The sequence below is a fragment of the Azonexus fungiphilus genome (assembly GCF_003634965.1).
GTDB classification, from domain to species: Bacteria; Pseudomonadota; Gammaproteobacteria; order Burkholderiales; family Rhodocyclaceae; genus Azonexus; species Azonexus fungiphilus.
This window is the reverse complement of sequence record NZ_RBXP01000011.1, coordinates 243,431-263,831: the sequence shown is the minus strand read 5'-3', so window position 1 is coordinate 263,831 and position 20,401 is coordinate 243,431. Positions and strand designations below refer to the sequence as shown.

Sequence of the window (20,401 nt, the reverse complement as noted above, 5' to 3'; positions counted from 1 at the left end):
AATGGGTATGAGCCCCCTAGGTGGGGGCAGGAAACCTGATTTCAAGAACCCCCGGCTCAGTTCGAGCCGGAGACCTTGGGCTGGTCGGCGTAAATCAGCAGCGGCGGGGTGTCGCCGTTGATCATGTTCTCGTCGATGACGACCTTTTCGACATTGTCCATGCCGGGGAGTTCGTACATCACGTCGAGCAGCGCGTGTTCCATGATCGAGCGCAGGCCGCGGGCGCCGGTCTTGCGCTCGAGCGCCTTCTTGGCGATCGCGGAAAGGGCGGCCGGACGGATTTCCAGGTCGACCTCTTCCATGTTGAACAGCTTCTGGTACTGCTTGACCAGGGCGTTCTTCGGTTCGGTCAGGATCTGGACGAGGGCGGTTTCCTCGAGTTCCTGCAGCGTGGCAACTACGGGCAGGCGACCGATCAGTTCGGGAATCAGGCCGAACTTGATCAGGTCTTCGGGTTCGACGTCGAGCAGGATCTTGCCGACTTCCTTGCCGTCGTCCTTGCTCTTCACTTCGGCACCGAAGCCGATGCCGCCGCGCTCGGAGCGGTTGCGGATGACCTTTTCCAGGCCGGCGAAGGCGCCACCGCAGATGAACAGAATGTTGGTGGTGTCGACCTGGACGAAGTCCTGGTTCGGGTGCTTGCGCCCGCCCTGGGGCGGGATCGAGGCGGTGGTGCCTTCGATCAGCTTGAGCAGGGCCTGCTGCACGCCTTCACCGGAGACGTCACGGGTGATCGACGGGTTGTCGGATTTGCGCGAGATCTTGTCGATTTCGTCGATGTAGACGATGCCCTGCTGGGCCTTCTCGACATCGTAGTCGCATTTCTGCAGCAGCTTCTGGATGATGTTCTCGACGTCCTCGCCGACATAGCCGGCTTCGGTCAGCGTGGTGGCGTCGGCCATCACGAAGGGGACGTTGAGCATGCGCGCCAGCGTCTGGGCAAGCAGGGTCTTGCCGGAACCGGTCGGGCCGATCAGCAGGATGTTGCTCTTGGCCAGTTCAACGTCACCGGTGTTCTTGGACGTGTGGCGCAGGCGCTTGTAATGGTTGTACACAGCAACCGCCAGGATGCGCTTGGCAACCTCCTGGCCGATCACGTACTGGTCGAGGATGGCGCTGATCTCGCGCGGCGTCGGCAGGTCGGAGCGGCCGGCCTTGGCCGATTCCTCGGGCAGCTCGTCATGGACGATGTCATTGCACAGGGCGATGCACTCGTCGCAGATGAACACCGACGGGCCGGCGATCAGTTTCTTGACTTCGTGCTGGCTCTTGCCGCAAAACGAGCAATAAAGCAGTTTTTCCTGGCCGTCCTTCGACATCCGTTTCTCCTCGATCAAGCCGCGTCGCGGCGGGTCAGCACCTTGTCAATCAAACCATATTCCATCGCCTCGGTCGAGGACATGAAATTGTCGCGGTCGGTATCCTTCTCGAGGCGCTCGAGCGGCTGACCGGTATGTTCGGCCATGATCCGGTTGAGCTTGTCCTTGATCGACAGGATTTCCCGGGCGTGGATGGCGATGTCCGAGGCCTGGCCCTGGAAGCCACCGAGCGGCTGGTGGATCATCACGCGCGAGTTGGGCAGGGCGAAGCGCTTGCCCTTGGTGCCGGCGCAGAGCAGGAAGGCGCCCATCGAGGCGGCCTGGCCGATGCACAGCGTCGACACGTTCGGCTTGATGAACTGCATGGTGTCGTAGATCGACATCCCGGCGGTCACCGAACCGCCGGGGGAGTTGATGTAGAAATAGATGTCCTTGTCCGGGTTCTCGGCTTCCAGGAAGAGCAACTGGGCAACCACCAGATTGGCGCTGGCATCGTTGACCGGGCCAACAAGAAAGATCACCCGCTCCTTCAACAGGCGCGAATAGATGTCGTACGCGCGTTCGCCGCGTCCGCTCTGTTCCACCACCATCGGGACCAGGCCCAAGGCCTGCGGATCCCAGTTGCTTGCGTTGTCGATATTCATGTTGGCCCTTTGTTGTTGCATTTAAGACGCTTGTCGTTTTCCTGACGAGGAACCGGCTTACTGGCCCTGGTTCATCAGCTCGTCGAAAGCCACGGCCTTTTCGCTGACCTTGGCCTTGCCGAGCACCCATTCGACGACGTTGTTCTCGATGGCAACGCCCTCGACATCGCTCAGGCGCTGCGGTTGGGCGTAGTACCAGCGGATCACTTCTTCCGGCTGCTCGTAGCTGGCGGCCATGTCCTCAACCATGGCGCGGACCTGCTCCGGCTTGGCCTGGAGGCTTTCCGTCTTGACCACTTCAGCAAGGATCAGGCCAAGGGTCACGCGGCGCTTCGCCTGGTCGGCGAACCATTCCGGCTGCAGCGGCATGTCCTTGACCTTCATGCCACGCTGCTCCATGTCCTGGCGGGCGGCCTGCATCAGGCGCTGGATTTCCATGTCGACCAGCGAGGACGGGATGGCGATCGGGTTGGCCTTGAGCAGGGCTTCCATGACCTGGTCCTTGAGCTTGGCCTCGATGCGGCGCTTGACCTCGCGCTTCAGATTGGCTTCGATCTCGGCGCGCATCTTGGCAACGTCGCCATCGGCAACGCCCATCATCTTCGCGAAATCGGCGTCAACTTCCGGCAGGCGCGGGGCCTGGACCTGCTTGACGGTGATTTCGAACTGGACGGTCTGGCCGGCCAGATCCTTGGCATGGTAGTCCTCCGGGAAGGTCAGGTCGAAAGTCTTGCTTTCGCCAGCCTTGGCGCCTTCGACGGCGTTCTCGAAGTCGGGCAGCATCATGCCCTGGCCGAGGACGAAGGGGTAGTCGGTGGCCGAGCCGCCCTGGAAGGCGACGCCGTCCTTCTTGCCGGTGAAGTCGATGACGACACGGTCTTCCTTGGCCGCGCCGCGCTCGGCGTTGTCGTAGCGGACACGCTGCTTGCGCAGGATGTCGAGGGTCTTCTCGATTTCAGCGGCGCCGACTTCCAGCGTCGGGCGCTCGATTTCGGCGGTCGACAGGTCGCCAGGCACGAATTCCGGATAAACCTCGAAGATCGCCGTGAATTCCATGTGCGTCGTGCTTTCGCCAGCCTTCGGCTCGAGACGCGGGTAACCGGCGACGTGCAGTTTCTGGGCGGTGACGGCCTCGCCGAAAGCACGGTCGAGCTGCTCGGAGAGGACTTCGTGACGCGCCTGGTCGCCGTACTGCTGCTTGACCATGGCGAAAGGCACCTTGCCCGGACGGAAGCCCGGCATCTTCATGTTGCGGCCCATGCGCTTCAGGCGCGGCTCCATTTCCTTCTCGACATCGGCGATGGCGATGGAGAGGTCGATGCGACGTTCGAGTTCGTTGGCTTGTGCGGTAGTTGCTTCCATGAAAATTCCTTGTGCTTAAGGCGCCGAAAAATAAAGCTGGCAATCATATCACGGTGCCGGCGGCAGCGACGATGCGCGGCGTTGTCGACGGCTCCGAAAAGAAAAACGCCCGCAGACTTTTGGTCTGCGGGCGTCGAATTCTGGGGCGACTGATGGGGCTCGAACCCACGACAACCGGAATCACAATCCGGGACTCTACCAACTGAGCTACAGCCGCCGCTGTAGGAAGGCGCGCATTGTAAGTCCTTCTGTGGAGCCTGTCTACAGGCTTTTCGACTTTTTTGCGCAATTGTCGCTCAGACCTTCAGGCGCTCCATCAGGTCGGTCTCGAGGCGGATCCGCTGGTTGGTGTCGCGCAGATCGCCGCCGCTGATCAGGAAGACGTCTTCGGCGCGCTCGCCGAGTGTCGCGATCTTCGCCGTGTGCAGTTCGGCGCCGTGTTCGGCGAGCGTGCGGGCGACCGTGTAGAGCAGGCCGGGGCGGTCGGCGGCGATCAGCGAGAGGACGAAATGGGTGCCTTTCTCGTCGCCGCGGATGCTGACCTCGGGTTTGATCGGGAAATGCCTGACCTGGCGCGACAGGCGGCCAGCCGACGGAGCTTCTGGCGGTGCCTGGCGATTCAACCGGTCTTCCAGTTCGTGTTCGATGTAGGCGAGCATCTCGCGGCTGTGTTCGCGCTTCTCGACGTCGAGCAGGATGAAGCTGTCGAGGGCGTAGCCGTGCGCCGTCGTGTGGATCTTGGCATCGACGATGCTGTAGCCGGCGCGGGCGAAGAAGCCGACCAGCCGGGCGAAGAGGTCGTGCTGGTCCCGGGTGTACACCATCACCTGCAGGCCGACGCCTTCCTGCCACAGGCGCGCGCGGACGACCGGCTGGTTGTTGTAGATGCGGTAGTGCAGCGAGCGCGTGTGCCAGGCGATTTCCTCGGCCGAGTGGCGCAGGAAGTAGACCGTGTCGAGTTGCTTCCACAGGCGCTCATGGACGGTGTCGGAGAGTGCGAAAAAGCGCAGCAGGCGCATTGCTTCGGCCTGGCGTTCGGCGATGATGCCGTGAGCGACCGGCGATTCGTCGCGCGTCAGGTGGTACAGGGTCTGCTGGTAGAGGTCGGCGAGCAGCTTGCCTTTCCACTGGTTCCAGACCTTCGGGCTGGTGCCGCGGATGTCGGCGTGGGTCAGCAGGTAGAGCGCCTGCAGGTGGCGGACGTCGCCGACCAGTGCGGCGAACCTGGCGATCACGGCCGGGTCGCTGAGATCTTCCTTCTGGGCGATCTGGGCCATGACCAGGTGCTGGCGGACCAGCCAGACGACCAGTTCGGTATCGTCCACGGTCAACCCGTGATTCTGGCAAAAATCGCGGGCGTCGACGGTGCCCTTTTCCGAGTGGTCGCCGCCGCGGCCCTTGGCGATGTCGTGGAAGAGGGCGGCGACGTAGAGCAGCCAGGGCGAATCGAACTCGTTGATGATGCGCGAGCAGAGCGGGTATTCGTGGGCGAACTCGCTCATCGTGAACCGGCGCAGGTTGCGCACGACCTGCAGGATGTGCTGGTCGACGGTGTACACATGAAAGAGGTCGTGCTGCATCTGGCCGACGATGCGCCCGAAATTGGGCAGGTAGGCGCCGAGGATGTCGAGCTGGTTCATGCGCCGGAATTCGTGCACGATGCCGCGCTCGCTTTGCAGCAGGCGCAGGAAGGCGGCACGGTTGGCCGGGTCGGCGCGGAAGCTGTCGTCGATGCGTTCGCCGGCCAGCCACAGTGCGCGCAGCGTGGTGGCCGTCATGCCCTGCAGCTCGCTGTTTTCCTGCATGATCAGGAAGGCATCGAAGATCATCGCCGGCTGGCGCTCGAACAGGGTTTCGTCGCGCACGTCGAGCAGGTTGCCGACGATCTGGAAGTTGCCGTCGTAGTCCTGCGGGCATTGCAGGCTCTCCGGCGCCAGGGCGGCGCCGAGGTTCTGCAGCACGATCGTGTTGAGCAGCGTCAGTCCCTTGGCGTTGCGGTAATAAGCCTGCATCAGTTGCTCGGAGGCACGCTTCGATTCATTGTCGGCATAGCCGTAGCGCGTCGCCAGGTTGCTCTGGTAGTCGAACAGCAGGCGGTCTTCACGGCGGCCGGCAAGGAAGTGCAGGCGGATGCGCAGATGACGCAGGTAGTCCTCGAACTGCTTGCCGAAGGCGACGCCTTCCTGCGACATGATCCCGGCGCTGCCGAGTTCTTCCCAGGTGGCGCCGTAGCCGGCCGCCTTGGCGATCCAGAAGACGACCTGGAGGTCGCGCAGGCCGCCCGGCGATTCCTTGATGTTCGGTTCGAGGCTGTAGGGGGTCTCGTTGTAGCGCAGGTAGCGGTCTTGTTGTTCGAGCCGCTTGGCTTCGAAAAAGCCGAGCGGGTCGAGGTTGCCGAACAGGCGCTTGCGGAAGGTTGCGAACAGCTTGTCGCTGCCGGTCAGCAGGCGGGCCTCGAGCAGCGCGGTCTGGACGGTGATGTCGCCGGCCGCCTCGTTCAGGCATTCCTGGATGGTGCGCACGCTGTGGCCGATTTCCAGGCCGATGTCCCAGAAGCAGCTGACCAGGCGCTCGAGCTTGGCGGTGGTGGTGGCGCTGGCTTCCTGCGGCAGCAGGATCAGCAGGTCGATGTCGGAGGCTGGGTAGAGTTCGCCGCGCCCGTAGCCGCCGACGGCGGCGAGCGTCATCGAGGCGGGGAAGTCGAAGGCGTTCCAGAGCTGGCGCAGCGTTTCGTCGACGTCGTCGCTGCGCTGGCGCAGCAGGGCCTCGGCGTCGTTGTTGTCGAGATAGCGGGCCTGCAGGGCCGCCTGCCGGGCCTTGACGCCGGCGCGCAACGCCGCGACATCGATCTCCATCAGGCGATCCAGTCGGGCTTCGGCCGGGTGCCCGCCGACAGCGTCATGATCTCGTAGCCGGTTTCGGTAACCAGCACGGTGTGCTCCCATTGCGCCGACAGGCTGCGGTCCTTGGTGACGATGGTCCAGCCGTCGGGCATCTCGCGGATCGCCGCCTTGCCGGCGTTGATCATCGGTTCGATCGTGAAGATCATGCCGGGTTCGAGTTTGACGCCGGTGCCGGCCTTGCCGTAATGGACCACCTGCGGGTCCTCGTGGAATTTCTTGCCGATGCCGTGGCCGCAGAATTCGCGGACCACCGAATAGCCGTTCTTCTCGGCGTATTTCTGGATGATCGCGCCGATGTCGCCGAGGTGGGCGCCGGGGCGGACCACCGAGATGCCCAGCCACATGCACTCGAAGGTGATTTCGCAGAGGCGTCTGGCCTGGATCGACCCTTCGCCGACGATGAACATCCGGCTGGTGTCGCCGTGGTAGCCATCCTTGATCGTGGTGATGTCGAGATTGACGATGTCGCCGCTCTTCAGGGCGCGGTCGCTGGGGACGCCGTGGCAGACCTGCTGGTTGATCGAGGTGCAGATCGACTTGGGGTAGGGGTCGTAGCCGGAGGGCGCGTAGTTCAGCGGTGCCGGAATGCAGCCCTGGACGTCGACCATGTAGTCGTGGCAGAGCTTGTCGAGTTCCTCGGTGGTGACGCCCGGTTTGACGAAGGGTTCGATGTAGTCGAGGACTTCTGCGGCGAGGCGGCCGGCGACGCGCATTTTCTCGATTTCATCGGGCGTCTTGATCGTGATGCTCATGGCGGTTCTTGAAGCGTTGGCAAAGGGCAAGGATAAAGGATGGCCTCTCATTCGCAAAGCCGCAGCTGCGGGTGATGGCATACTGCACGGGTTTTCGGGAGTGCCGTGATGAAGATTCTGTTGCTGGGCAAGGACGGGCAGGTGGGCTGGCAGTTGCAGCGCGCGCTGGCGCCTCTGGGGGGAGTGCATGCCTGCGGGCGGGCCGATTGCGACATGACCGACGCGGCGGCGATTCACGCCCTGGTCGGTGCGCTGAGGCCGGCGGTGATCGTCAATGCCACCGCGTATACGGCGGTGGACAAGGCCGAGAGCGAGCCGGCGCTGGCCGAGGCGATCAATGCCCGGGCGCCGGGTGAGTTGGCGGCTGCGGCGGCGGCTTGCGGCGCCTTGCTGGTGCACTATTCGACCGACTATGTTTTCGACGGCGGCAAGGCGACGCCCTATGTCGAGACCGATCCGGTGGCGCCGCAGGGCGTTTATGGGCGCAGCAAGCTGGCCGGCGAGGCGGCGATCCAGGCGGTCGCCGGTCGTTCGCTGATCTTTCGCACCAGTTGGGTGTTCGGCGAGCATGGTGGCAACTTTGTTCGGACTATCCTGCGCCTGGCGGCGCAGCGCGACGACCTCGGCGTCGTTGCCGACCAGGTTGGCTCGCCGACGCCGGCGGCGCTGATCGCCGATGTCACCGCTGCCGCATTGTTGCGCCTCGCTCACGGTCGACGCCTTGAAATCGGCGAAAACCGGCTGTACCACCTGGCTGCGGCGAACCCGCTCAGCTGGTGCGACTTTGCCCGCGAGATCGTCGCCGTCGCCATTGCTCAGGGGTGGGGGCTGCGTCTTGCGCCGGCTGCCATCCGGGCTATCACCACGGCCGACTATCCGACACCGGCTCGGCGCCCGGCCAATTCGCGTCTGGATTGCTCGCGTCTCGGGCAGGATTTTGGTCTGAGCATGCCGTGCTGGCGTCCCTATCTGGCCAGGATGCTGGAACGGCTTCCGGCGTGATGTCGCTTCCCCTTGCGGGTAGGGGTTTTGGTGCGGCGATTTGGTTGCTATAATTGTCGGGTTTTTCCTGATCGAATGGTCCGGAAAGAACGTCGGCCTGCGTGGTGCAGGTCGTCAATCCCACACATCCGCCGATTAAGGGTGTTCGTCAAAACCAAATAATGACGGACGTTTGCGGCGGATGGCGGTACAACCCTTAAAGGAGTTTTGCAATGTCCGTTACCATGCGCGAAATGCTGGAAGCCGGTGTCCACTTCGGCCACCAGACCCGTTTCTGGTCCCCCAAGATGGCCCCGTACATCTTCGGTGCCCGCAACAAGATTCACATCGTCAACCTCGAAAAGACCCTGGCCAAGTACAACGAAGCCATGGCTTTCGTGAAGAAGCTGGCTGCCAATCGCGGCACCATCCTGTTCGTCGGTACCAAGCGTCAGGCCCGCGAGATCATCGCCGAAGAAGCGGCACGCGCCGGCGCTCCGTGCGTTGACCAGCGCTGGCTGGGCGGCATGCTGACCAACTTCAAGACGGTCAAGACCTCGATCAAGCGCCTAAAGGACATGGAACTGGCCGTCGAAGCCGGTGACCTGGAAAAGATGTCCAAGAAGGAAGCGCTGACCTTCCGTCGCGAACTGGAAAAGCTGCAGAAGTCGATCGGCGGCATCAAGGACATGGGCGGCCTGCCGGACGCCATCTTCGTCATCGACGTCGGCTACCACAAGATCGCCATCACCGAAGCCGAAAAGCTCGGCATCCCGGTCATCGGCGTGGTCGATACCAACCACTCCCCGGAAGGCGTCTCCTACGTCATCCCGGGTAACGACGACTCTTCGCGCGCGATCCAGCTGTACGCCCGCGGCGTTGCCGACGCGATCCTCGAGGGCCGCAGCCTGGCCGTCCAGGAAATCGTCGCAGCCGGCGACGACGAGTTCGTCGAAGTCGAAGAAGCGGCCGAATAAATAACGGTGTAACGGCGGAGCCCCAGGCTCCGCCTGTCTCATAAGCTCAGGAGAAACAAGTATGGCGGCAATTACCGCAGGTATGGTGGCAGAGCTGCGCGGCAAGACCGACGCGCCGATGATGGAATGCAAGAAGGCGCTGACCGAAGCCGACGGCGACATGGCCAAGGCCGAAGAGATCCTTCGCGTCAAGCTGGGCAACAAGGCCTCCAAGGCTGCTGCCCGGATCGCCGCGGAAGGCATCGTCGCGGTCAGCATCTCCGCCGACGGTAAGGTTGGCGCGATCATCGAAGTCAATTCGGAAACCGACTTCGTGGCCAAGAACGACGACTTCATCGCCCTGGCCAACGGCTCGGCGGCGCTGGTCGCTGCAAACAACCCGGCCGATGTTGCCGCGCTGTCGGCCCTGCCGATGGGCGAAGGCACCGTCGAGTCGACCCGCACCGCACTGGTCGGCAAGATCGGCGAGAACATGAGCATCCGCCGCTTCGTTCGTTGCGAAGCCAAGGGCAAGCTGGTCTCGTACATCCACGGCGGCGCCAAGGTCGGCGTCCTGGTTGACCTGGTCGGCGGCGACGAGCAGCTTGGCAAGGATCTGGCGATGCACATCGCCGCTTCCAAGCCGAAGGCACTCGATGCCTCGGGCGTTTCGGCCGAACTGCTGGAAACCGAGCGTCGCGTCGCCATCGAGAAGGCCCGTGCCGACAACAAGCCGGAAGCCATGCTCGAGAAGATCGCCGAAGGTACCGTCCAGAAGTATCTGAAGGACGTCACCCTGCTGGCCCAGGTCTTCGTCAAGGCCGAGGACGGCAAGCAGACCATCGAGCAACTGCTGAAGCAGAAGGGCGCTTCGGTGGCCAGCTTCACGCTGTTCATGGTTGGCGAAGGCATCGAGAAGAAGGTTGACGACTTCGCTGCCGAAGTTGCTGCCCAGGCCGCTGCCGCGGCTGCCAAGAAGTAATCTTCCGCAAAGGAAAGCCGATGACCACACCCAAGTACAAGCGCATTCTCCTCAAACTCTCCGGTGAGGCCCTGATGGGCACCGACGCCTACGGTATCAATCCGAAGGTGATCGGCGAAATCTGCGGCGAGATCAAGGCGGTCGCTGACCTGGGCGTGGAAATCGGTGTCGTGATCGGCGGTGGCAACATCTTCCGCGGCATGGCCGGTACGGCCACCGGGATGGATCGCGCCACTGCGGATTACATGGGCATGCTGGCCACGGTGATGAACGCCATGGCGCTGTCCGACGCAATGCGTCAATGCGGCCTGAATGCCCGTGTGCAATCGGCCCTGAATATCGAGCAGGTGGTCGAGCCCTATATCCGCGGCAAGGCCATCCGCTACCTCGAAGAAGGCAAGGTGGTGATTTTCGGTGCCGGTACCGGCAACCCCTTCTTCACGACCGATACCGCCGCCGCCCTGCGTGGTTCGGAAATCGGTGCCGAGATCGTCCTCAAGGCGACCAAGGTCGATGGCATCTATACCGCCGACCCGAAAAAGGATCCGGCGGCAACCCGCTACGACAAGATCAGCTTCAACGATGCGATCTCGCAAAATCTTGCGGTGATGGATGCGACCGCGTTCGCTCTGTGCCGTGACCAGAAACTGCCGATCAACGTGTTCTCGATCTTCAAGGCCGGCGCGCTCAAGCGCGTGGTCTGCGGCGAAGATGAAGGCACGCTGGTTTATTGCTGAGAGAGACAGATGATCGCCGAACTCAAGAAAACCGCCGAAGCGAAGATGCAGAAGTCGCTTGAGGCACTCAAGAACGACCTGCTCAAGATCCGTACCGGCCGTGCCCACACCGGCTTGCTCGACCATGTGATGGTCGATTACTACGGCTCGCCGGTGCCGGTTAACCAGGTCGCCAACATCACCCTGGTCGATGCCCGTACCCTCGGCGTCCAGCCCTGGGAAAAGAACATGGTGCAGAAGGTCGAGAAGGCGATTCGCGACTCCGACCTCGGCCTCAACCCGGCCTCGCAGGGCGACCTGATCCGCGTGCCGATGCCGGCGCTGACCGAAGAGCGGCGCAAGGAAATGATCAAGGTCGTCAAGAACGAGGGCGAGGGCGCCAAGGTCGCGATCCGCAACCTGCGTCGCGACGCCAATACCCACCTCAAGGATGCGCTGAAGAAGGGCGACATTCCCGAGGACGACGAACGTCGCGCCCAGGACGACGTGCAGAAGCTCACCGATAAATACATCGCCGAAGTCGACAAGATGCTCGCCGCCAAAGAGGCCGAGCTGATGCAGATCTGACGTAACGGCTGCATGGCCCTGTTCTCCAGTTCGACGCGGGATCTCCCGCCGGTGGCAAGCGTTCCGCAGCATGTTGCGGTGATCATGGACGGCAACGGGCGCTGGGCGAAAAAACGCTTTTTGCCCCGCGTCGCCGGGCACGTCAAGGGTGTCGAACTGGTCCGCGAGATGGTGCGCTCCTGCCTCGAGCGCGGCATCCGCTACCTGACGCTGTTCGCATTTTCGTCGGAAAACTGGCGTCGACCGCAAGACGAGGTGACGCTGCTGATGCAGTTGTTCGTCAAGGCACTCGAGCAGGAAGTCGAGAAGCTCGATCGCAACGGCGTTCGTTTGCGCGTGGTCGGCGACCTGTCGCGCTTCGAGCCGCGACTGCAGGCGCTGATCCGCGAGGCCGAGGCACGCACCGCCGGCAACAGCGCGCTCGAACTGAGCATCGCCGCCAACTACGGCGGGCGCTGGGACATCATGCAGGCGGTCAACCGCCTGGCCACGAGTGCGCCGGAGAAGCTCGGCGCCTGGACCGAGGCCGATCTCGAGCCCCATCTGGCGATGCATTTCGCGCCCGAGCCCGACCTGTTCATCCGCACCGGCGGCGAGGAGCGGATCAGCAATTTCCTGCTCTGGCAGCTGGCCTACACGGAATTCTTCTTCACCCCGACCCTGTGGCCGGATTTCAACGCCGCCGAGTTCGACAAGGCGATCGCCTCGTACCAGCAGCGTGAACGCCGCTTCGGACGCACCAGCGAGCAGTTAACGGAGCCGCCCGATGCTTAGGACGCGCGTGATCACCGCGCTGGTGCTGGTGGCGATCCTGCTGCCCAGCCTGTTCTGGCTGCCGCAGTCGGTGTGGGCGCTGCTGATCGCCGGCTTCATTGGCGTCGGTGCCTGGGAGTGGGGCGCGCTGCTCGGCTGGCGCGGTCCGGCCCGGATCGCGCTCGGCGTGGCGACGGCGCTGCTCTGCGCGGCGCTGGCCTTGCTCGATCCGGCGGCGATCGGCGCTGACGGTTTCGCGCCGGCGCAAGCCTGGGTTTTTGCCTGCTACGGGCTGTCGACCGTGTTCTGGTTGCTGCTCGTGCCGTTCTGGCTGCGCGGCAAATGGGCCGTGCGTGGCCTGCCGGGGCTGCTCGTCGGCGCCGTCGTGCTGCTGCCGACCTGGCTGGCGATGGTCCAGTTGCGGGCGTTTGGAGCGCCGCTGCTGCTCGCCGTTTTCGCCCTGGTCTGGATGGCCGACATCGCCGCCTATTTCGCCGGTCGCCGTTTCGGGCGCCACAAGCTGGCGCCGACGATCAGCCCGGGCAAGACCTGGGAAGGCGCGGCTGGTGCCACGCTCGGTGTCCTCGTCTATGGGCTGGTCCTCGGCCATCTTCATCTTGCCGGAAAGGTTGCCTTGCCGCTCTGGGTGCTGGCGTTGCTGCTGGCGACCGCGGTCAGCATCATCGGCGACCTGTTCGAGTCGCTGCTCAAGCGCAAGGCCGGCATCAAGGACAGCAGCAACGTCCTGCCCGGGCACGGTGGTGTGCTCGATCGCATCGACAGCCTGACCTCGACCCTGCCGCTGGTCGCCCTGGCCTGGCTGCTCCTGGTCGGTAACGCATGACCCCGCAGAACATCACCGTCCTCGGTGCCACCGGTTCGATCGGCGTCAGCACGCTCGACGTCATCCGCCGTCATCCTGATCGTTACAAGGCTTTTGCGCTGTGCGCGCACAGCCAGGTCGACAAGCTGTTCGCGCAGTGCCTGGAATTCCAGCCGCGTTTCGCGGTGTTGCGCGATGCCGCGCTCGCCGACGACCTGGCGGCCCGCTGCCGGCAAGCCGGGCTGACCACCGAGGTGCGCCATGGCATGGCGGCGCTGGTCGAACTGGCTTCGCTGCCCGAAGTCGATACCGTGATGGCGGCGATCGTCGGTGCCGCCGGCCTGGAGCCGACGCTGGCCGCGGCACGCGCCGGCAAGCGGGTGCTGCTGGCGAACAAGGAAGTCCTGGTCATGGCCGGCGAGCTGTTCATGCACGCAGTGCGCGCCCATGGCGCGACGCTGTTGCCGGTCGACAGCGAGCACAACGCGATTTTCCAGGCGCTGCCGGCGGATTTTTCGCGCGGCCTGAGCGCCTGCGGCGTCGAGCGGATCCTGCTCACCGCCTCCGGCGGCCCGTTCCGCGACACGCCGCTGACCGACCTGCAACAAGTCACGCCGGAGCAGGCTTGCGCGCATCCGAACTGGGTGATGGGGCGCAAGATCTCGGTCGATTCGGCGACGATGATGAACAAGGGGCTCGAGGTCATCGAGGCCCGCTGGCTGTTCGATGCCGCGCCGGCGATGATCCAGGTCGTCGTGCATCCGCAGAGCGTGATCCATTCGGCGGTCCAGTATGCCGACGGTTCGGTGCTGGCGCAGCTCGGCAATCCCGACATGCGCACCCCGATCGCCTACGCGATGGCCTGGCCCGAGCGGATCGCCGCCGGCGTCGAGGCGCTCGACCTGTTCCGCATTGGCCGTCTCGATTTCTTCGCCCCCGACTGCGAGCGCTTCCGTTGCCTGCAACTGGCCTACGATGCGCTGGCCGCGGGCGGTACCGCGCCGGCCATTCTCAACGCGGCCAACGAGGTCGCGGTCGCGGCCTTCCTTGAGGGGCGCTTGCCGTTTCTTGGTATTGCCCGGCTCAACGAGGCCGTGCTCGCGGCCTTGCCGGCCGGTCCGGAAGGCAGTCTGGCCGATGTTCTCGGCGCCGACGCCGAGGCGCGCCGGATGGCCGCGGCAATGGTTGCCGGGGCGCGTTTCGCGTGAGCGAACTGCCGTTCTATCTGGCCGCCTTCGCGCTGGTCATCGGGGTTCTGGTCGTCTTTCATGAGCTCGGCCACTATCTGGCGGCGCGCTGGTGTGGCGTCAAGGTCCTCCGGTTCTCGGTCGGCTTCGGTCGCGTCCTGTGGCAGCGGCGTTTCGGCGCCGACGGCACCGAATGGGCAGTCAGCGTCATCCCGCTCGGCGGCTACGTCAAGATGCTCGACGAACGCGAGGGTGACGTCGCCCCGGCCGAGGCGCAGCGTGCCTTCAACCGGCAGACGGTCGGGCGGCGCAGCCTGATCGTCGCCGCCGGACCGCTCGCCAATTTCCTGCTGGCGATCCTGCTCTACTGGGGTATTTTCATGTACGGCAGCGATGAACTGCTGCCCTTGCTCGGCCAGCCACCGGCCGGAACGCCGGCTGCCGTGGCCAGCATCCAGGCCGGCGAGCAGGTGCGCAGCATCGACGGTGAGCCGGTGCAGACCTGGAACGACCTGCGCTGGCAGGTGCTGCAGAAAGCCACCGTCGAGGACGAGGCGGTCCTGGAAGTGATCAATGCCCGCGGCGAGATCGCCATCCGCCGCCTGGCACTGGCGGCGGCCGCCGAGGATGGTTGGGAGGGCGATGCCCTCGAGCGTCTCGGCCTGCGTTTCTATCGGCCCGACCTGCCGCCGGTGATCGGCCGGGTCATGGATGGTCCGGCGCAGCATGCCGGCATCCAGCCCGGCGATCGGGTCGTCGCCATTGACGGCCGGGCGATCGCCAGCTGGCATGAACTGGTCATGGCCATCCGCGATGCCGGCGGTCGTCAGTTGCGTCTTGAACTGGTGCGCCAGACGGAGAATTTCACGGTCGACCTCGTTCCAGAGGTGTTTTCCGAGGCCGGCAAGCGCATCGGCAAGATCGGCATCGGCGTCGCCGAGACCGGCGAAAGCCGCCGTCCGCTGCGTACCTTCGTCAGCTACGGCCCCGTCGAGTCGGCCGTCAAGGCGGTGCGCGAGACCTGGGACAAGTCGGTGTTCAGCCTGCTGATGCTGGGCAAGATGCTGACCGGCGAGGTGTCGCTGAAGAATCTCTCGGGGCCGGTGACGATCGCCGATTATGCGGGGCAGTCGGCAAGGCTCGGTTTCGATTACTACGTCAAGTTCATGGCGCTTGTCAGCATCAGCCTCGGCGTCCTGAACCTGCTGCCCATCCCGGTGCTGGACGGTGGGCATTTGATGTATCATATGATCGAAGTCGTCAGGCGGAAGCCCCTCTCCGAGCGGGCAATGGCCATCGGGCAGCAGTTGGGTCTGGCCATTTTGTTCACCCTGATGGCTTTCGCATTTTTTAACGACTTGAATCGCCTGTTTGGCGGCTAACGATGAAAAAATCCCTGTTGCCAGCCCTGATTGCCGGTCTCTTTTCCTTGCCTGCAATGGCCTTCCAGCCATTCACGGTCAAGGACATTCGCGTCGAGGGCATTCAGCGCACCGAAGCGGGAACCGTCTTCAGCTATCTGCCGGTCAAGGTCGGCGATACGCTCAACGACGACAAGGCGGCTCAGGCGATCAAGGCGCTCTTCGCCACCGGCTTCTTCAAGGATGTCCGCATCGACGTCGAAGGCAACGTCATGGTCGTCGTCCTCCAGGAGCGGCCGGCGATTTCCTCGCTGAATTTCGTCGGCATGAAGGAGTTCGAGCAGGAAGCCATCGTCAAGGCGCTCAAGGAAGTCGGCATCGCCACCGGGCGCATCTTCGACCGCTCGCTGCTCGACAAGGCCGAGCAGGAACTCAAGCGCCAGTACCTGTCCCGCGGCAAGTACGCAGCCCAGATCACGACGACGGTGACGCCGCTGGAACGCAATCGCGTCGGCATCAACTTCAACATCGTCGAGGGCGAGGCGGCCAAGATCCGCCAGATCAACATCGTCGGCGCCAAAGCCTTCAAGGAGAAGGAACTGCTGTCGCTGATGGAGCTGACGACGCCCGGCTGGCTGACCTGGTACAGCAAGAACGACCAGTACTCGCGGCAGAAACTGACGGCCGACCTGGAAAAGCTGAAGTCCTTCTACCTCGACCGCGGCTTCCTCGAGTTCAACGTCGAGTCCAGCCAGGTTTCGATCTCGCCTGACAAGCAGGATGTGTACATCACCCTGAACGTGGTCGAAGGCGAACGCTACAAGGTTTCCTCGGTCAAGCTGGCCGGCGATTTCTCGATTCCCGAGGAAGATGTCCGCAAGCTGGTGACGATCCGCCCGGGCGACGTCTTTTCCCGCGAACGGCTGAACAATTCGACCAAGGCGATCAGCGATCGTCTCGGTACCGAAGGCTATGCCTTCGCCAACGTCAATGCATCGCCCGAGATCAATCGCGAGAAGCGACTGGTCGATTTCACCATCTTCGTCGATCCGGGCAAGCGCGTTTACGTGCGCCGGGTGAACGTCACCGGCAATACCAAGACGCGCGACGAAGTCGTCCGTCGCGAAATCCGCCAGATGGAAAGCGCCTGGTACAACGCCGACAAGGTCAAGAACTCGAAGGAGCGTGTCGACCGGCTCGGCTTCTTCACCGAGGTTGCCGTCGAGACGCCGCCGGTGCCGGGGACGTCGGACCAGCTCGACGTCAACATGAGCGTTACCGAGAAAGCCACCGGCAACCTGATGCTCGGTGTCGGTACCTCGAGCACCGACAAGATCATCCTGTCCGGCTCGATCTCGCAGAACAACTTCCTCGGCAGCGGCAACAACGTCTCGATCCAGGTCAATTCGTCGAAGTCGAACCGCACCTACGCGCTTTCGTACACCAACCCCTATTTCACGCCGGACGGCGTCAGCCAGGGCTTCGACATCTACCACCGCACCGTCGATACCAGTTCGACCGACATCGCCTACTACAAGTCGAAGTCGACCGGCGGCGGCATTCGCTTCGGTTTCCCGATCAGCGAAACCCAGTCGTTCTCGGTCGGCATTGCCGCCGACTCGACGACGATCAACGTTTTCGACGACAGCCCGACCTACTACAAGCGCTACGTCGCCAAGTTCGGCGAGACCAACACCTCGTTCCCGCTGACCCTGGCCTGGGTCAACGACAGCAAGAACAGCTTCTTCTTCCCGACCTCGGGTACCTACCAGCGCGCCGGCCTGGAAGTCGGCATTCCCGGCGGCGACCTGACCTACTATCGCGCCAATTACCAGTTGCAGCATTTCATTCCGCTGTCCAAGCGGTTCACGCTGATGCTCAACGGTGATGTCGGTTACGCCAAGGGGCTGGGCGGCAAGGAATTGCCGTTCTTCAAGAACTACTACGCCGGTGGTGTCAATTCGGTGCGCGGCTACAAGGCCAGCACGCTGGGGACCGCCGGTACGATCGAAGGCGAGGATCGCCTGGGCGGCAATCGCAAGGTGGTTGGCAATGCCGAATTGCTGTGGAGCCTCCCGGGCTTCGAGAATTCCGCGCGTGTCGGCCTGTTCTTCGATGCCGGCCAGGTCTATGCGTCCGGAGACAAGTTCGATCTGGGCGAACTGCGTTATTCGACCGGTGTCACGGCAGCCTGGCTGTCGCCCGTCGGTCCGCTGAAATTCAGCATCGGTGCTCCGCTGAACAAGAAGAGCACCGATGAGGCTGAAACCTTCCAGTTCCAGTTGGGTACCACTTTTTGATTCAGGAGTCTCATGTTGAAAGCTAAAACTCTCGTCCTCGCTTCCCTGATGTCCGTCCTGGGCGCGACCGGTGCCGTTGCCGCCGAGCTGAAGGTCGGCTATGTCGACACCCAGCGCATCTTCCGTGACGCTCCGGCGGCGCAGAAGGCGGCCAAGAAGCTGGAAAGCGAGTTCTCCCGCCGCGACCAGGAACTGCAGCGGATGGCCAAGCAGCTGCAAGGCCTGCAGGAGTCGCTGGAAAAGAATTCGGTGACGATGGTCGAATCCGAGCGTCGGGCCAAGGAAAAGGAATTCGGCGACCTGTCGCGCGAGTTCCAGCGCCGTCAGCGCGAATTCCGCGAAGACCTGAACCTGCGCCAGAACGAAGAAAACGCCGCGGTCATTGAAAAGGCCAACCGTGCGATCAAGCAGATCGCCGAGTCGGAAAAGTTTGACCTGATCCTGCAGGATGTCGTCTGGGTCAGCCCGCGCCTGGATGTCACCGAACGCGTCATCAAGGCGCTGTCCGACGGCAAGTGATGCCGGTCGGCGCGCTTTCGTTCTCGCTTGCCGAAATCGCCGCCCGACTGGGCGGCGATGTGCTTGGGGACGGCAATATTCGCATTTTCCGGGTGTCGACCCTGGCCACGGCGGGTGAGGGCGAGATCGCCTTTCTCGCCAACCGGAAATACCGTAGCCAGTTGCAGACGACCCGGGCCGCGGCGGTCATCGTCGGGCCCGATGCAGCCGACGGTTTTGCCGGTCCGCGCATCGTCACCGGCAATCCCTACGCCTACTACGCACGTGTCGCCGCGCTGCTCAATCCGCCGCGTGCCGGTTTTGCCGGCGTCCATCGTTCGGCCGTCGTCGACTCGACGCTGCCCGACAGCGTCAGCGTCGGACCGCAAGCTTGCATCGGTCGCGATGTCGTGCTCGGCGAGAACGTCGTCGTGCATGCCGGCTGCGTCATCGGCGATGGCGTGCACATCGGTGCCGGCAGCGTGCTCTATCCGAACGTGACCGTCTATCACGACTGTCGCATCGGCGAACGCGCGATCATCCACTCCGGCGCGGTCATCGGTGCCGATGGTTTCGGTTTCGCACCGGAAGGCAAGACCTGGGTCAAGATTCCGCAGATCGGTCGGGTCGTGATCGGCGACGACGTCGAAATTGGTGCCAATACGACGGTCGACCGTGGTGCACTTGAAGATACGGTGATCGGCAACGGTTGCAAGATCGACAACCTGGTCCAGATCGCCCACAACTGCCGAATCGGTGACTACAGCGTGCTGGCCGGTTGTGCCGGCGTTGCCGGCAGCGTCACCATGGGCGAGCACTGCATTGTCGGCGGGGCGGGCATGGTCAGCGGGCACATCACACTGGCGGCGGGCACGACGATCTCCGCCGGAACGCTGGCGATGAAGAGCGTCAACGAAAGTGGCGCCCGCCTGAGCGGCGTCTTCCCGGCCGAGCAGCACGAGGACTGGGTGCGCAATGCGGCGCATATCCGACGCCTGGCAAAGCTCGCGGAGCGCGTGGCCGAGCTTGAGAAAAAACTTAAAGAAAACGATACAAGGGGTTGATAAAAATGGATATTCACCAGATTCTCGAACACTTGCCGCACCGTTATCCCTTCCTGCTGGTCGACCGTGTGGTCGACCTGGTGCCGGGCAAGGCTATCCATGCCTACAAGAACGTGACCATCAACGAACCTTTCTTCGTCGGCCATTTTCCGCATCACCCGGTGATGCCCGGCGTGCTGATCATGGAAGCGCTGGCCCAGGCTGCCGGCATCCTGTCGTTCAAGACGATGGAAGAGAAGCCGTCGCCGGACACGGTGTTCTATTTCGCCGGCATCGACGAGGCCCGTTTCAAGCGCCCGGTGATGCCGGGCGACCGTCTCGACCTGCACGTCGAGATCGAACGCCAGATGCGCGGCATCTGGAAGTACAGCGCCGAGGCCAGGGTGGATGGCCAGCTCGCCGCCTCGGCCAAGCTGATGTGCGCCAAGCGGGACCTCTGACATGATCCATCCGACTGCCATCGTCGATCCCGGCGCGAAAATCGGCGCCAACGTCGAAATCGGCGCCTACTCGATCATCGGGCCGCATGTCGAGATCGGCGACAACACCGTGATCGGGCCGCATGTGGTGATTTCCGGGCATACCCGGATCGGCCGCGACAACCGCATCTTCCAGTTCTGCTCCCTCGGCGAGGTACCGCAGGACAAGAAGTACGCCGGCGAACCGACGCGCCTCGAAATCGGCGACCGCAACACCATCCGCGAGTTCTGCACCTTCAACCTGGGCACCGTCCAGGATTGCGGCGTGACGCGCATCGGCGACGACAACTGGATCATGGCCTACGTGCATATCGCCCATGATTGCCAGGTCGGCAACAAGTGCACCTTCGCCAACAACGCTCAGCTCGCCGGCCACGTCGTCGTCGAGGACTGGGCGATCCTCGGCGGCTTCACCGGCGTCCACCAGTTCTGCCGCATCGGCGCGCACGTGATGACCGCGGTCAGCACGGTCATCCTGCAAGATGTTCCGCCCTACCTGATGGCCGCCGGCAATACCGCGCAGCCTTACGGGATCAATGTCGAGGGCCTTAAGCGGCGCGGTTTCAACGCCGAGTCGATCACCTCGCTCAAGCGGGCCTACCGGACCATCTACAAGTCCGGCCTGCTGCTCGAGGAAGCCAAGCTCAAGCTGGTCGAGGAGGCGAAGACCCAGCCGGACGTCCAGCGCTTCGTCGATTTCCTGGCCGTTTCCAAGCGCGGCATCATTCGCTGA

Annotated in this window: 19 protein-coding genes and 1 tRNA gene; 14 read left to right on the top strand and 6 right to left on the bottom strand. The window is 63.5% G+C overall.

Features of this window, described 5'->3' with window-relative positions; translation table 11 throughout:
* Positions 1 to 56: 56 nt before the first annotated feature.
* The 6 genes from clpX to map form a co-directional block, all read right to left on the bottom strand.
* Positions 57 to 1,319, bottom strand: coding sequence for an ATP-dependent Clp protease ATP-binding subunit ClpX (gene clpX / locus DFR40_RS04080; protein WP_121457469.1), 1,263 nt, complete (start codon positions 1,317 to 1,319; stop codon positions 57 to 59).
* 14 nt (positions 1,320 to 1,333) lie between these two features.
* Positions 1,334 to 1,963, bottom strand: a complete 630-nt coding sequence (gene clpP, locus DFR40_RS04075; protein ID WP_121457195.1) for an ATP-dependent Clp endopeptidase proteolytic subunit ClpP — start codon at positions 1,961 to 1,963, stop codon at positions 1,334 to 1,336.
* Between the two features lie 57 nt (positions 1,964 to 2,020).
* Positions 2,021 to 3,325 carry a trigger factor gene (tig, locus tag DFR40_RS04070; RefSeq protein ID WP_121457194.1) on the bottom strand — a complete coding sequence of 435 codons (1,305 nt, stop codon included), beginning with the start codon at positions 3,323 to 3,325 and terminating at the stop codon, positions 2,021 to 2,023.
* Between the two features lie 141 nt (positions 3,326 to 3,466).
* Positions 3,467 to 3,542 (bottom strand) — tRNA-His (locus DFR40_RS04065).
* A 79-nt stretch (positions 3,543 to 3,621) separates the two neighbouring features.
* Complete coding sequence (locus DFR40_RS04060; protein WP_121457193.1) at positions 3,622 to 6,180, bottom strand: [protein-PII] uridylyltransferase; 2,559 nt, start codon at positions 6,178 to 6,180, stop codon at positions 3,622 to 3,624.
* Entirely contained in the window at positions 6,180 to 6,980 is an 801-nt protein-coding gene (gene map, locus DFR40_RS04055; protein ID WP_121457192.1) for a type I methionyl aminopeptidase, read from the bottom strand. Before map ends, DFR40_RS04060 begins: the two co-directional genes overlap by 1 nt.
* Positions 6,981 to 7,088: 108 nt before the next feature.
* Between map and rfbD the strand changes: the two genes are divergently transcribed.
* The 14 genes from rfbD (at position 7,089) to lpxA (ending at position 20,401) form a co-directional block, all read left to right on the top strand.
* Positions 7,089 to 7,982 carry a dTDP-4-dehydrorhamnose reductase gene (gene rfbD, locus DFR40_RS04050; protein ID WP_121457191.1) on the top strand — a complete coding sequence of 298 codons (894 nt, stop codon included), beginning with the start codon at positions 7,089 to 7,091 and terminating at the stop codon, positions 7,980 to 7,982.
* 212 nt (positions 7,983 to 8,194) lie between these two features.
* Complete coding sequence (gene rpsB / locus DFR40_RS04045; RefSeq protein ID WP_121457190.1) at positions 8,195 to 8,938, top strand: 30S ribosomal protein S2; 744 nt, start codon at positions 8,195 to 8,197, stop codon at positions 8,936 to 8,938.
* A gap of 61 nt (positions 8,939 to 8,999) precedes the next feature.
* Positions 9,000 to 9,899: a translation elongation factor Ts gene (gene tsf, locus DFR40_RS04040; RefSeq protein ID WP_121457189.1), complete on the top strand. Its 900-nt coding sequence runs from the start codon at positions 9,000 to 9,002 to the stop codon at positions 9,897 to 9,899.
* Positions 9,900 to 9,919: 20 nt separating this feature from the next.
* Positions 9,920 to 10,636, top strand: coding sequence for a UMP kinase (pyrH, locus tag DFR40_RS04035; RefSeq protein ID WP_121457188.1), 717 nt, complete (start codon positions 9,920 to 9,922; stop codon positions 10,634 to 10,636).
* Between the two features lie 9 nt (positions 10,637 to 10,645).
* Positions 10,646 to 11,203: a ribosome recycling factor gene (gene frr / locus DFR40_RS04030; RefSeq protein WP_121457187.1), complete on the top strand. Its 558-nt coding sequence runs from the start codon at positions 10,646 to 10,648 to the stop codon at positions 11,201 to 11,203.
* Between the two features lie 12 nt (positions 11,204 to 11,215).
* Positions 11,216 to 11,977 carry a polyprenyl diphosphate synthase gene (uppS, locus tag DFR40_RS04025; RefSeq protein WP_121457186.1) on the top strand — a complete coding sequence of 254 codons (762 nt, stop codon included), beginning with the start codon at positions 11,216 to 11,218 and terminating at the stop codon, positions 11,975 to 11,977.
* On the top strand, positions 11,970 to 12,800 hold the full coding sequence (locus DFR40_RS04020) for a phosphatidate cytidylyltransferase (protein ID WP_121457185.1): 831 nt from the start codon (positions 11,970 to 11,972) through the stop codon (positions 12,798 to 12,800). Before uppS ends, DFR40_RS04020 begins: the two co-directional genes overlap by 8 nt.
* On the top strand, positions 12,797 to 13,987 hold the full coding sequence (gene ispC / locus DFR40_RS04015) for a 1-deoxy-D-xylulose-5-phosphate reductoisomerase (protein WP_121457184.1): 1,191 nt from the start codon (positions 12,797 to 12,799) through the stop codon (positions 13,985 to 13,987). The genes DFR40_RS04020 and ispC overlap by 4 nt, the downstream gene beginning before the upstream one ends.
* Entirely contained in the window at positions 13,984 to 15,348 is a 1,365-nt protein-coding gene (gene rseP / locus DFR40_RS04010) for an RIP metalloprotease RseP (RefSeq protein ID WP_121457183.1), read from the top strand. Before ispC ends, rseP begins: the two co-directional genes overlap by 4 nt.
* Positions 15,349 to 15,350: 2 nt before the next feature.
* On the top strand, positions 15,351 to 17,627 hold the full coding sequence (bamA, locus tag DFR40_RS04005; RefSeq protein WP_121457182.1) for an outer membrane protein assembly factor BamA: 2,277 nt from the start codon (positions 15,351 to 15,353) through the stop codon (positions 17,625 to 17,627).
* 48 nt (positions 17,628 to 17,675) lie between these two features.
* Positions 17,676 to 18,146, top strand: coding sequence for an OmpH/Skp family outer membrane protein (locus DFR40_RS04000; protein ID WP_121457181.1), 471 nt, complete (start codon positions 17,676 to 17,678; stop codon positions 18,144 to 18,146).
* Positions 18,146 to 19,189 (top strand): UDP-3-O-(3-hydroxymyristoyl)glucosamine N-acyltransferase, encoded by a 1,044-nt coding sequence (gene lpxD / locus DFR40_RS03995; protein ID WP_121457180.1) that lies wholly within the window; start codon positions 18,146 to 18,148, stop codon positions 19,187 to 19,189. The genes DFR40_RS04000 and lpxD overlap by 1 nt, the downstream gene beginning before the upstream one ends.
* 5 nt (positions 19,190 to 19,194) lie before the next feature.
* The gene (fabZ, locus tag DFR40_RS03990) at positions 19,195 to 19,629 is read left to right on the top strand and encodes a 3-hydroxyacyl-ACP dehydratase FabZ (protein ID WP_121457179.1); all 435 of its coding nucleotides are present in this window, start codon (positions 19,195 to 19,197) and stop codon (positions 19,627 to 19,629) included.
* 1 nt (position 19,630) lies between these two features.
* Positions 19,631 to 20,401 carry an acyl-ACP--UDP-N-acetylglucosamine O-acyltransferase gene (gene lpxA / locus DFR40_RS03985; RefSeq protein WP_121457178.1) on the top strand — a complete coding sequence of 257 codons (771 nt, stop codon included), beginning with the start codon at positions 19,631 to 19,633 and terminating at the stop codon, positions 20,399 to 20,401.